The sequence below is a fragment of the Thalassomonas actiniarum genome (assembly GCF_000948975.2).
Taxonomy (GTDB): Bacteria; Pseudomonadota; Gammaproteobacteria; order Enterobacterales; family Alteromonadaceae; genus Thalassomonas; species Thalassomonas actiniarum.
This window is the reverse complement of the sequence record NZ_CP059735.1, coordinates 5499038-5511628: the sequence shown is the minus strand read 5'-3', so window position 1 is coordinate 5511628 and position 12591 is coordinate 5499038. Positions and strand designations below refer to the sequence as shown.

Here is a 12591-nt window from a genome sequence, read left to right as displayed (position 1 = left end):
ATGTCGATTAAACGAATTAAGCTTGAAGATATTGAAAAGTCAAAAGGAACAACAGATAAAGCAGTTATAGATAATATGACAGAAACCGATATTAGCGAGGGCATATTAGCTGACATTGATTCCCCTAATTTAACCGATAAAGAATTGAAGGAATTTAAACAGGTTCCCAAGGAGGGTGAAAATGAAAAAGATTAAATTAGAAGATGTTAAAAGTAGTAGAGGGACAACAGACTGGGCTAAAGTCAGAAGGCAAACTGATGATGATATTGTGCAGTCTGCATCAAAATCAAAAGATGCTCAGTTGTTAACTGAACTAGAATTGACGCAGTTTTACAGAGCTGAAAGAGAGCCAGACGTATATTAGCGACATTGAAATGGTTAGCTGAAATGTTTTGCCTCAAACTTCATTTGAACTCACACACTAAACTTGATCTTACCAGCCAGGCACAAGCCAGCGAGCTGGTTCAATTTGCCAAATACACCAAACTTCTAGGTAACGGCCTGGCTGTGATTGACTGTACCTGCCGAGTGGGCAATATCCCAAATACACACAAAGCAGGTGGCAACTCCGATCGGTTGGGTCGGTTTAGTTATAGGCGGTGCTCTTGTCGTCGGTGCTGCTGCGGGAGCATCAATAGGAATGAATCATTATGCACAAGACAAGAGCGAAGGCGGATATGATGGCATCATGCAATGGATATCAAGCTTATGACATTTGAAGAAATAATATTTGCTTTTGTCCTTGCTGGTTCTATTTTATCAGCAATGCTTTGGGTTCTATTCGGTCAATTAACTGTAAGAAAACTCAGAAAAAATCCAAAAACAAAAGATGCCTTAGGTATGGAATATGCGAGTGGCTGGGATATTGTGAATGTTGCATCAGCATTAGCAATGCCCCGGAGCTGGAGCCGGAAATTAGAAAAAAGCCCGTTATCTTTTCTTCATGCAAAATCTGACTTATTATTTGAAAACACAAATAAATTTGATCAAATTCTTGGAGCAACCTTTTACTGCTTGTTGATGGCATCTGGGCTTAGCGGTGCTTTATTAGTCTTTTTCAATTTTTTAGGACTGATAGACTGAAAGAAGCTCTGAGCTATTTGTGAGTGCCCTAACTGTATGCGTGGATACCCAAAACTTGGTAAATTTAAAAAAGCTGACCAGGTATAAAGCAGTTTTTGGCTGTCCTGCTTTGTCTTATGAGAATGTGCAAAGGGAGAAGCTGAATGAACAAATCGTCTAACAAGTTAAGTCATAGCTCCGACTTGAGTTATCCTATGGTTAAAACATTATGTTAAATAAAGTATGAATAGTAGTTTAGTTTCTAAATGGAGTGCAAATTTTGACTTGGGAATGTCTACCATTGTTATTCCTGATGGATGTCGTGATTTAATCGTAAAAACGGTAGGAAATGAAAAACCAGATTGGTTTGTGTCTCCTCTATTTGATAGGGCAGAGTTAGTCCTGGCAGAAGATATTTGCTCGTATGTGGGATTTCGTCTAAGCCCAGGAATAGGAATTAAAGAACGTGAGCTTTTAACCTATATTGAAATAAAACAACTTGAAGCTAACGAAGTAAAAGACATTATAAGTGACTTCATAAAGGTCGAGCATTCGGTACAAGAAGCTTTAGAGGGCTTGGCTAGTGAGCTAGGAACGGTAAAACAAATCTCAGCTCAATTAGGAGTTAGTATCAGAACGTTGCAACGACTGATATTTAATAAAACGAACAGAACTCCTGGCTATTGGTTGCAATTAGCCAGGATTAGAAAAGCGGCTAGAAGCTTAAGTCGTGATGTTAACTTGGCTGATGTAGCAGAAAACTACGGTTTTTCTGACCAGTCGCACATGAATAGAGAGTTCCAACGCTGGTTTAGGTTAACACCAGTACAACTATTAAATACTCCTGGTGTTATCAGACAGCTATATGATCAGGGTTATGGCTGATTGACTACAGGTGTGCAAATCTCAACCAAAAAACCATTATTGTCGGTAACATAAGCTACTGTCTGCCCCCAAGGCATATCTTCTGCATCTTGTACAAGTAATGCTCCAGCTTTACGAGCTTTAGAAAGCGCAGTTTTTACATCATCTGTTTCAAACGCTATTTCAAAAGTTGGAGCTTGTGAATTAGGTTTGTCTGGGTTTTTTCCTAATTGTTTTAGTAGCTTGAAGGAAGAAAATGATAATGTGGTGCTGCCTGTAACTAATTCTCCATAGTCTCCGCTCTCATGTAGCATTTTCCTTTCCAGACCAAAGGCATTCTCATAGAAACCAAGGGTCTCACTAACATTATCAACATAAAGTATTGTGTATTTAAATTTCAAGGCTGTGCCTCCTTATTGTTAAAAACTTAAAGAAGTTTAAAGATAACCAATTCTTACGTCTTGAATAAATGCGACATTTCCTAGAAACAGGCAAATAAATTCCATATAACAATGGTAATTGATAGCGGGTTGTCGTAGTGGTGAACGTTTGTGTTTTACGCTAGAGCAAGCTTCTCATTGTTAGCGTTAGCAAGGGCTGCTTTTTTGTTTCTACATTAGGACCGCTGTGTGGCATTAGCACTCGTGTCCACTGTCAGCTGAAGCCGCATCCTGATTTTAGATACATAAGATCGAGTATGAACCGATAAAACTGAAATAAACAAGGGATAGTATGACTTTAGGAGCCAAGCAATAACATCCCTGTTTGCTTGATATTAATGGTATTGCTCCAGCATTGATTGCTGAGGCAATACCTGTTTCATGAAAGCGTACATTTTAAACGCCGGGGTAATCGCGGCCTTTATCCTAGCTATCAGGTGTCAGCTCCAGCATTACGTTCCGGAACCGGGCCTGATAGCCAGTGCTACATTTTAAAAGCTACCCCCAAGTAATAGCGGGCTTCACCTTGATAGTAGTTCCAGAACTGATCACTGGCATCTGTGCCCAGGTACTGGTTGGTATCTTCACCAAACAGGTTGGTTACTTCTGCTAAAATGGTGAAGCTTTCGTTAACTTCATAGCCTATTGATGCATCCACCTGGCCATAGCTGTCAGAATATATTGGGGTTCTCGGGGCAACATCCTGGTTAGAGCTGTGGTAGGTGGTGTAACCGATAATAAACTCGGAGCGCCAGTTATAGCTGATATTGGCGCGTAAGCCGTCATTATCATAGAACACACCTAAGTTGGCGCTGTGCTCAGACAAGTTCTGTAGCGGCAGTTGTGACTTACCATCTTCATCAACATCGTCTTTGGCTTCACCGTTTGAATAGGTGTAGTTGCTGTTAAAACCAAAGCCACTGTCAAACACGTGCTGTAATCCTAGCTCCACCCCTTCTACCGTACCGCCGCCGGTATTAAAGTAAGAAGTTACCGGTGCGGTATTCAGGGTTACACCGTCGCCGTTGAAATGGGCTTCGTCTTTTTGTTCCTGTATAACCACGCTGGTCATGTCTTTATAGAAGACCGCAGCGCTGAACAGGCTTTCGTCGCCGAAATACCATTCATAACTAAGATCATAGGCTGTGGTGCGGTCCGGTTTTAATTCCGGATTGCCGCGGCTGCCGCCGATAAAGTTCTGGATTTCGGTGGTGCTGCCGTCCGGGTTATTGATGACCTCGTTGGAGTAGCTTTTGTTAAAGGCCGCCGCCAGGTCGTTCAGGTTTTGCCGGGCCATGGTTTTGCTGGCGGCAAATTTAACAAACATATCGTCGGCTATTTCCAGGTTAGCGCTGAAGCTGGGCAAGAAGTCGTTAAAGTCATTTTTGAGCGGCGTGGCGATAAAACCCGATTCGTCGAGCACGCCGTTCCAGTCATAGCTGGCGCGGGTCGGGGTGTTCGGCAGGGACGTTTGCTGTTTTACCAGGATCTTGGTCTGCACATAACGCGCGCCCAGGTTGGCGGTCAGGAACATATCGCCAAACACGTCTGCTTCAAAGTCTGCCATCAGGTAAATTGATTTTACTTCCTGGTCGACGCTCCATTTGTTTTTAGGATCATTAACTCTTTGTACCGGGCTGCCGGTGTAATCCGACATCCAGGCATGGGGGTTACGCATACCGTCTGTGCTGATGGCCGCCAGATCCATAGACTCGCCATACTGATCTTTTAAACCGTAAAAGTCTTTGTAGATGGTTACCCGGGTAGGATCGTCGGCAAAGCGTACCGGATCTAAGATGGTATAGCCCAAACCGGGATCTGTGATGCCGGCATCCTGGTAACGGTATAAAGGCCCCCAGGTATCGCCGCTGGTAGCGCCGCGGTTGGTATAATCTACCACATATTCAAAGCCCTGGAATTTCACATCGCGGTTGGCGACGCGCACCCCGGCGCTAAGCATTCTTAACGGTCCTAAATCGATATCATATTCGAAATCCAGTTTAATGGCGTCGGATTCCGAATCCCGCTCACCGCCGCCGGCCCAGGCGGATTTAAAGTAGTGGTAGTCGGCGTTGCCCAGGTCGTGGTCGATACGGATATCCGGCTGGCCGACACCTGTGTCTGAATACCACATATCGAAGCTTTCGATGCCGTTGGGGTTTAGCAGTTCACGCAGGGCCGGGTTAGCGGCCTGCTCGGCATTACGGGCGATGCGGCTGTTTTGGGTGGACATGGTATCCGCCGACACATATAAGGATTTTTCATGGGCATCGGCTTTGCTGACATTTAATACCGCGCGGAAATTGTCGCTAACCACCCAGTCTGCCTGGAATTTAAAGTTGTCTGCTTCATTGGTCTGGTCGGTAACATTGGTTTGGTTTTCTTGGCGCTTCAGGGTAAAGCGGGCATTGTCGATCACGCGGCCGGTATGTTCTACCCCGGGGGCGAGCAGGTTTTCACTGGGTCTGTCCATATGGAACAGGGCTTTTACCGATTCGGTGTCGTTTTGTAATTCGTTATGCACCCAGTCGAAGCTTAAATCCAGGTTTTCCGTCGGCCGGTATTGCAGTGCCAGTGCCGAGCCGATACGTTTTCTTTGTTCGATAGACTGGGACGGGGCATAGATTTCCGGATAATCCACCCGCGCGCCGTCTTCTAATACGTCCACACGCCAGGGAGCCTGACCGGCGATATTGGCATAGGGCTGACGTTCGGTTAAGGCGTAATCGGATTCTTTATAACGTTCGCTGGATGACACCGAAAGCAGGAAGCCGTATTTATCGTCCCAGTTATTACCGATCACCAGGGCGCCGCTGGGTTCAATATCAGTGGGGCTGTTTTCTCCCCAGCCGGATTTGAGGTTACCCGCCAGGGTGAAATCTTCCAGCTGCAGCGGCTTGCGGGTGATGATATTGACCGTGCCGCCCATGCCGCCTTCTATTAAATCGGCGCGTGCGGCTTTAAATACCTGGACTTCGCCAATCAACTCGGAAGGAATTTCTTCTAAAGATGCCATGCCGCCTTCGGTTTGTCCCTGGCCGGTGAGCATAACTTCGTCGTTGAGTAACAGCAGGTTTTTCGACATACCGCGGATCTGGATATTGCTGCCTTCGCCGTTATTGCGGCTGATTTGGATCCCGGTTAACCGTTGTAGGGATTCGGCAACGTTGGCGTCCGGCATCTTGCCGATATCGGTGGCGTTGATGCTTTCCATGATCACATCCGAGTCTTTTTTGGTCAGCAGGGATTTTGCCCAGGCGGCGCGGGTACCGACGACTTCTATGACCTCAACTTCTTTAGTTTGTTTAGCTGCGGCGCTTGTTTCAGCTGCGGCGCTTTCTTCGGCTTGCGCTACTGCACTGATTGACATGGCTGCCAGGAAACAGCTACTGATGCTGGTGGCGAGTAATGATTTTTTAAATACACTTTGCTTGGAGCTCATTTCTACTTCCTCAAATACGCCGCCAAAACGGCGTATTATTTGCTCAATATTAACGTTTAAACTTGCTGTTGTTAAGCGTGTTAATGCGGCGGATAGGGTAAGTGCTATCCGCCGGGGCTTTTCTTATGAAAAGCGGCTTTCGATACAGGTTTTATCAAACAGGCCTTAAGGCACGGTTACTATCGTGACGTTGTCAATCAACAAGTTTTCACCAGTGCTGTTATTTAATGGCTGTAGCGGCGACTGGCCAAAAGGCGTGTAGCCCTGGTTTTGCCAGAAGCCGAGCTTGCGGATGGCATCCCGGTCGAATACCGTAGCGTCAGGCACCTGGTTTGCCGGGAAGTTATGGTTCGGCAGGAAATCCTCGAACTTTATCGTGATCACGCCGTCGATATTGCTGTCATCCAATACCGTAGCCCATTCCCAGGAATCCACGCCGCCGTCCGGTTTAAATTGCGCCTGGTCTTCATCAATTTGCACCACAAAGACATTGCCGGCGTTCTGATGTTTCAGGCTAAACTGAATGGCGTTGCCCGAGGTCCAATCCTGCGGTGTGGCAAAGGTACGTAACACCCCGGAATAACCGTTGGCGCCGACATCGTATTGCACCTGCATTTGCTGGCTGTCAGCGCTGTTATCCACCGTGATGGTGGTCCAGGCCTGATCCACCCAGTTGGCTTTGATGCTGGCATCGTCCGGGTAGGCATCAAAGTTATCGACCACTAAACCATCCACGCCCGGAGGATTCGGCAAGTCGCTGATAACCCCCGTGCCTACGCCAATTTTGACATTTCCCAGTTGCTGTGCCCATGATGAATCGGCGGCTGCCGCTACCGGGAATACCACGCGCAGGTGCTGGTAACCGCCAGTTATGCCACGGCCAACCAGGTCAATCTGCTCCCAGTCGCCGCGTTGTGCGACACTGCTTGATTCCGGGGTAAAATCGTCCCAGCTGCTGCCGTCTGTGGAAAGCTGTACTTTAAAGTCAGCAACATCGGTTTCCGGGGCGCTGCGCCAGAAGTAGGTTGTCAGCCAGAAGGTGTTGATGTCGCCGCCGAAGCTGTACATCAGCCATTCTTCCCCGGTGCCGCCGCGCTTGATGCGTCCGGCATCGTCATTTTCAAAGAACTCGGTATTGCCGCTGTCGACAAAGAGCACTGAAACATCGGAAAGGGCGGTGGCGGAGGTTAAGCTGCTTAAGCTGTCTTCCACTATGCCGTTTTCAATCAGCTGGGCCGAGGTGCCGATAACATTTGACCAATCGCTTTCGCCGCTTTCGTTAATGGCTTTGGCGCGATAATAGTAAGTTTCATTAGCGACGGCGGTGGCATCCTGGAACAGGATCTGGTGTTTTACATCTGGGTGTACTGTACCGAAAGAGTCGGTGCGGTCTGCCAAAATATAATTGCTGGCGGTGGTGGCGCCGATTTCAATGTCGTCACCTACCAGGGTCCAGTCGTCGGTGCCGTTATCGGAACGTTGAATATCATAATAGCGGGCACTGGTAACCCCTTGCCAGCGGATATCCAGGGTGGAAGGGCTGGCTAACATCACCGGGGCTTTTGCCGGTGCAGGGATAGCAGGTCTTATTTCACCGTCTATCTCATAGGCCTTGTCCCAGGCATTTTCCATGATTTTCACTTCGTTATAAACAAAGTTGTCGGCAAAACCCGGCCAGTGGTAGGAGTGGGCTGAGCCGTCGTCGTGATCTTTAAAACCGCCGTTGATATCATGGGTACGCAGGCTCCATAATAAAATGCCGGTGGAACCTTCATTGATCACTGTATCTATGGCGTCGGCCATTTCCAGGTCGCCAAAACCGATTTCCCCGACCACAAAGGGTTTCACCCCGGAAATAGTATTTAAATCCTGCATGATGCGGGCGGAAAAATTGTCGCCGTAATAATGGTTAGACAAGACATCGATATTGCTGTCGAACATGGCGCTGTTGGACATGCGCATTTCATATTCACCGGAAGAGCGGGTACTGCGGGCTTCCCGGCCGTCCATCACCAGGTGTTTGCTGTCGATAGACTTGATATGGGCGGCTATCTCGCTGGTCCAGCTTTCGATGGCAGCAAGGTCGTCCGAGCGTAATTCGTTGCCGGTTTCCCAGGCAAAAACCGCAGGATCGTCCTTGTAGGCGATGCCGGTCACGGTATTCACCCGGTTAAGCACATAGGAGATCACTTCTTTGAAGGCGTCTATGGTGGTGCGGTCGGTGAAAAACTCCGGGGAGCTTTTACCGTATTGCTGGGCAAAGTGGGCTATGCCGCCCCACCATAAGCTACGGTCGATAAAGGGAATTTGCACCCGCACGCCGTGCTTATTGGCGATGGCCAACAGGTTATCCATGGCGACAAAAATATCTTCATTAAAGACCAGGGCACCGTTTTCATCCCAGCTGATATGCTTGACTTTGTCCGGGCTGGAAGCATCAAATATACCCAGGGTATAGATACGGGTGACCTTGCCGCCCATATCCTTGATGGTTTTGATGCCGTCTTCCTGTTCAAATACCGGGGTGATATCCCAGATGGGATCTTCGGTCATAACCAGGTTAGGGGTGTTGTAGGAAACAAAACGGAATTCCTGGCCGCTGTCATCCTGGTATAACTTGTTGCTGTCGCCAATACCGTTGCTGCCTTCGCCCCGGGTGATATACCAGTCAAATTGGGTGCTGATGCCATTGGCCAGCATAGTATCTTTGATGCTTTGTTCCAGTGCCAGTGGTGCCTGTCCACCGGTTATTTCGACACCGGATAAGTCCCGTGAGACATTGTCGCTGTCCAGGCTGTAATCCTGATGGTAAGTGATGTTGACATCGCCTAATTGCGGGTGCCATGACTTGCTGTCATCAGCAATGACCGGAAAGACCACGCGGACAAAATCAAAGTCTACTTGCTGTTCACTGGTGGTGGCGGTGTAGGTATGCGTGGTCCAGTCTTCTACCGCATCGCCTTCTGCCTGAATGTGTGTTGTGGTGAGCTCGGTCCACTCGGCTTCATTATTGCCGCCGGTTTTCGACACTAAAATAGTGAAAGGTTCTGATTCATCGAAGGCGTGGTAGTAGCCGACAACTTCTATGGTTTTGACTTCGCCATAAACCTGGTACTGAACATATTCTTCCGTGTTGGTGCCGCGTTTTAACCGGCTGGTATCCCCGTTAAAGCGGCTTTCGCCGTCGCCATCTGAGCTGTCAAAAAAAAGTGAATCGCTGTGGGAGAATACCTGGTTAAAATTATCCAGGCCGTCTGTCTGTGTTACCGGGATCACTACGGTGCTTGGGTCTTGTGCCGGGTCGGGCGCGGCATTATTGTCGGCGGCAAGCTCTGTGTTGCTGCTAAAGGCGACTTCGAGGTTACCCAGCTGCGGATGCCAGGCCTGGCCGGAGGCAACAACGGGGAACTGCACCCGGATGAAGTCATAGTCTTCGCCTGCCTGGTTTTTGATATCGGCAGCGGTAAAGTCTACCTTGATCCAGTTGTCGTTTTCTTCATCGTTTTGATCCTCATCGCTGGCTCTCTGGGTATAATCGCCGACTTTCTCCTGAGTCACGGTGAGTTCAATCCAGTCATCCGGGTTATTGGCGCCGACCTTAGAGGCAAACATTTTAAAAGGCGCTACTTCTGGCGTGTCTCCTTCCCAGTAATAGGCGGAAACCACGGCGTTTTCGATGGCGCCGGGGATCAGGTAATCCAGGTACTCTGCGGTATTGTCACTGCGTTTGAAGCGGAATAAATCCCCCTGGAAGCGGTAGATGGCATCGTCGGTCCCTGCGGTGCTGTTATCTTCTGTTGCCAGGTTAAAGCTGCGCCAGAAGTTATCGCTTAAGTCAGACATATCATTAACATAAGTACTGGTGCTGGCGCTATCGCTACACAGGTAGTCTACCTGGTTGATTTCGCTGTCTTGAAGGACACCATCCTTATTGGTATCGGCGCCCGATTCCACCTTTTCTCCCCCGAACGGGCAGTTGTCACCGGCCGGCTCGGCAACAGGTGTTCTGGACCAGGAGTTGACCTGATCAGAGCTGGCCTGCTCTATGTCGCTGCCGCAAGCCGTTAAGGCCAGGGTGATTAAGGTGGTTAGGCTGAGTTTTTTAAATCTTATACTGGTATCGATATTATTGTTTTTTCCGGACCTTTTCAGGAGCTTAGTTTGTTTCATAAACATTACCCTTCAATCTCTTTTTGCCGATGTCATATAAATCTGCTTGTTATAAAAGTTGCCTGCATATTTGAAGACTACGACCACACTGTAACCGGTTACTTATCGTCTTGCAACCGGTTACATCGTGTTCGTTGCAATTAATCTTGAAGATGCTTTATTAAAAGTGCTTAATTTTTTGTCTTCCTGATGGCCGGGTTTAAGGGGGAATTGCTTTTTGTTTGTGAAACCGGGGGGACTTAGGTGTTATATCCGTTCGTTGCCTGCTTGATTATTAGCAACAAATTGGTGAATAAAAGTACACTAATTATTAAATTTTGTTGTCCAACCAGTTACGATCTGTTAATATTTCGCCGAAATTTACATTATTGTGTAATAAAAATTTAACGAGATAATGGCAAACAGATCGCGAGGTCTGGACGCAAAGTCACCAGTCTGCTGAAATACGGGCAGATAGTGGGACTACCTAGGTTAATGTCCCGAGTAATCATTCACTATTACCGGATCTGCATTTCTGTCTGTGTCCGATCTTCTGTTTATATCTTTTTAAACCTGTGCAATGCCGTTTTGTATGGGAGCTGATCAAAATTCCTTGATAAAGTTTTAAGTTAAAAGGATTTATAGAATCTATGCATTATCTGTTATCCCGACTGCAGTTTTCCGCTATTACTTTGTGCTGTCTGGCTTTTGCCTGTACCGCTTTTTGCCGCCTCTCGGGTGGCTTTTTCTGTCAACTAAAGCGTCGTTTGTTTTAATTTGCCCGGATTGAAGGTGTTGTCTGGCGGTTAATCCCGGACATCATGCTTGCTTTGGGTGCTATTGAATTAATTTTTTCACTGTTTTACCCGGTTTATTTATGCGTTTATATCAAAAGCCAATAAAAATTTGTGCTTTCACTCATCTGTTGGTGTTGTTGATGGGACTTTTCAGTACTCCCGGCCTTTATGCCCAGGAGCAGAAGCTCTCTGATCATGAAAAACAAATCAAACAGGGCCAGGATCGCATTAAAAACCAGCTCGACCCGCTGTTAAAAAAACAGGATGTTTTCTTGCAGGAGCAGTACCGGGAGCAAGAGCAGGCTTTTCTCAGCGATGATGCCGGCGCCTGTTTCGATATCAACCAGGTGATCGTGGAAAATGTTACCGTCTTTAGCGAGCAGGAAATTAATAGCATCAGCTCCAGCTTTGAGCATCAGTGCATCGGCCTCAATCGTATCAATCAGCTGATTTCCGAGATATCGAATCTGTATCTCAACCACGGTTATGTCACCAGCCGTGCCTACATCCAGCCGCAGGATTTATCTGACGGCACTTTGCATGTCCTGGTGCTGGAAGGTTTTATCCAGGCCCTTTCTCCAGGAGAAGCACATGCCGGTGAAAAAAACGGTGCAGAGCCTTTGCTGACGACAAGGCAGCTGGCGTTGGCTTTTCCCGATCGCACAGGTAAGTTATTAAACCTGCGGGATTTAGAGCAGGGGCTTGAGAACTTAAACCGCCTCGGACAAAACCAGGCAAAAACAGCGTTAATCCCCGGGCAGAGCCAGGGCAGCTCTGTGGTGCGGGTCGACAACCAGGAGGCAAGCAACTGGCGGGCTTCTGTCGGCATCAATAATACCGGGGTGGAAGCTACCGGCGAATATCAGCTTGATGCCTCGTTTATCTATGAAAACCTGTTCGGCATCAACGACTCTTTGGTGAGTTCTTTTTCTTCCAATATCGGCGAGCACGAGCTGCCGCAATCGAAATCCCGCAGTTACTCCCTGGTGGCGAGCGTGCCTTATGGCTACTGGTTATTTAGCCTCAATAACAATTATTACCAATACGAACAAACGGTGTTGGGGGCCAGCGTTGACTTCCTTACCCACGGCACCTCTTTTAACAGCAGCTTTGTTGCGCAAAATACCTTGTACCGCGGCAGCGCCGATAAGCTTAATCTCGGTTTGTCTTTTAACCGTAAAGAAAGCCGTAACTATATTGAAGATGTTTTCCTCGATACCTCTTCCCGCATCATTTATGTCTGGGATCTGTCGGCGGACTACACCCGGTATTTTCCTGCCGGCACCTTAAACGGCGCCCTGCATATCAATAAAAGTGTGCCCTGGTTCGATGCCAAACGCGAGCTGGCGGATGCTGAAGACGATTTCCAGTTTATAAAGTATCAGCTGGAGCTGGGCTTTAGCGGCTCTTTTACATTGGCTGAGCAGCCGATGCAATTTTCTTCCCAATTAAACTGGTTTTATTCCCCTGAGGTGATCCTGGCCTCGGAAGGGCTGAGTGTCGGCGGTCGTTATTCGGTACGCGGTATCTCCGGCGATTCTTTGTTTGGCTACCGGGGCGGTTACCTGAGAAACGACTTTTATCTGCCGCTACAAACCCCGTGGGCTTTGCTGCCCGGGGTGACCGTTTTTCTCGGTTTAGACGTCGGCACCACCAATTTACCCGAATACCAGGATCGCAACTCTGATTGGATCGCGGGTTCGGTTATCGGCGCCCAGGCCAGTATTTTTGGGGTTAGCCTGAGCCTGTCATATGCCAGGGCGCTGCGTGTGCCCGACTTTTTAAATGCACAAGAACAAGAGCTGGACCTGACGGTTCGCTATAACTTTTGATCAAG

Annotated in this window: 8 protein-coding genes and 1 riboswitch; of the genes, 5 read left to right on the top strand and 3 right to left on the bottom strand. The window is 47.9% G+C overall.

What is annotated here, in order from left to right; translation table 11 throughout:
- The 4 genes from SG35_RS23955 (at position 1) to SG35_RS23940 (ending at position 1947) form a co-directional block, all read left to right on the top strand.
- The gene (locus SG35_RS23955) at positions 1-195 is read left to right on the top strand and encodes a hypothetical protein (protein WP_044831315.1); all 195 of its coding nucleotides are present in this window, start codon (positions 1-3) and stop codon (positions 193-195) included.
- Positions 182-364, top strand: coding sequence for a hypothetical protein (locus SG35_RS23950; protein WP_044831314.1), 183 nt, complete (start codon positions 182-184; stop codon positions 362-364). Before SG35_RS23955 ends, SG35_RS23950 begins: the two co-directional genes overlap by 14 nt.
- Positions 365-708: 344 nt before the next feature.
- A complete protein-coding gene (locus tag SG35_RS23945) occupies positions 709-1083 on the top strand; it encodes a hypothetical protein (RefSeq protein WP_044831365.1) in 375 nt (124 codons plus the stop codon).
- 222 nt (positions 1084-1305) lie between these two features.
- Positions 1306-1947, top strand: coding sequence for a helix-turn-helix domain-containing protein (locus tag SG35_RS23940; protein ID WP_044831312.1), 642 nt, complete (start codon positions 1306-1308; stop codon positions 1945-1947).
- On the opposite strand, the gene SG35_RS23935 is transcribed toward SG35_RS23940, so the two are convergent.
- From SG35_RS23935 to SG35_RS23925, 3 genes are all read right to left on the bottom strand, one after another.
- Positions 1938-2327: a VOC family protein gene (locus SG35_RS23935; protein WP_044831311.1), complete on the bottom strand. Its 390-nt coding sequence runs from the start codon at positions 2325-2327 to the stop codon at positions 1938-1940. The genes SG35_RS23940 and SG35_RS23935 overlap by 10 nt on opposite strands.
- Before the next feature lie 523 nt (positions 2328-2850).
- Positions 2851-5808 carry a TonB-dependent receptor gene (locus tag SG35_RS23930; protein WP_044831310.1) on the bottom strand — a complete coding sequence of 986 codons (2958 nt, stop codon included), beginning with the start codon at positions 5806-5808 and terminating at the stop codon, positions 2851-2853.
- A gap of 165 nt (positions 5809-5973) precedes the next feature.
- On the bottom strand, positions 5974-9978 hold the full coding sequence (locus SG35_RS23925) for a DUF7151 family protein (RefSeq protein WP_044831309.1): 4005 nt from the start codon (positions 9976-9978) through the stop codon (positions 5974-5976).
- Positions 9979-10364: 386 nt separating this feature from the next.
- Positions 10365-10448, top strand: a riboswitch (cyclic di-GMP riboswitch).
- Between the two features lie 446 nt (positions 10449-10894).
- Between SG35_RS23925 and SG35_RS23920 the strand changes: the two genes are divergently transcribed.
- Positions 10895-12586, top strand: coding sequence for a ShlB/FhaC/HecB family hemolysin secretion/activation protein (locus tag SG35_RS23920; protein ID WP_044831308.1), 1692 nt, complete (start codon positions 10895-10897; stop codon positions 12584-12586).
- The last annotated feature ends 5 nt before the right edge of the window (positions 12587-12591 follow it).

Bases quoted from the DNA above. Each gene is read 5' to 3' on its own strand.
- SG35_RS23940 (WP_044831312.1), top strand. From the start codon at position 1,306: ATGAATAGTAGTTTAGTTTCTAAATGGAGTGCAAATTTTGACTTGGGA.
- SG35_RS23920 (WP_044831308.1), top strand. From the start codon at position 10,895: ATGGGACTTTTCAGTACTCCCGGCCTTTATGCCCAGGAGCAGAAGCTC.
- SG35_RS23930 (WP_044831310.1), bottom strand. From the start codon at position 5,808: ATGAGCTCCAAGCAAAGTGTATTTAAAAAATCATTACTCGCCACCAGC.
- SG35_RS23945 (WP_044831365.1), top strand. From the start codon at position 709: ATGACATTTGAAGAAATAATATTTGCTTTTGTCCTTGCTGGTTCTATT.
- SG35_RS23925 (WP_044831309.1), bottom strand. From the start codon at position 9,978: ATGAAACAAACTAAGCTCCTGAAAAGGTCCGGAAAAAACAATAATATC.
- SG35_RS23955 (WP_044831315.1), top strand. From the start codon at position 1: ATGTCGATTAAACGAATTAAGCTTGAAGATATTGAAAAGTCAAAAGGA.
- SG35_RS23950 (WP_044831314.1), top strand. From the start codon at position 182: ATGAAAAAGATTAAATTAGAAGATGTTAAAAGTAGTAGAGGGACAACA.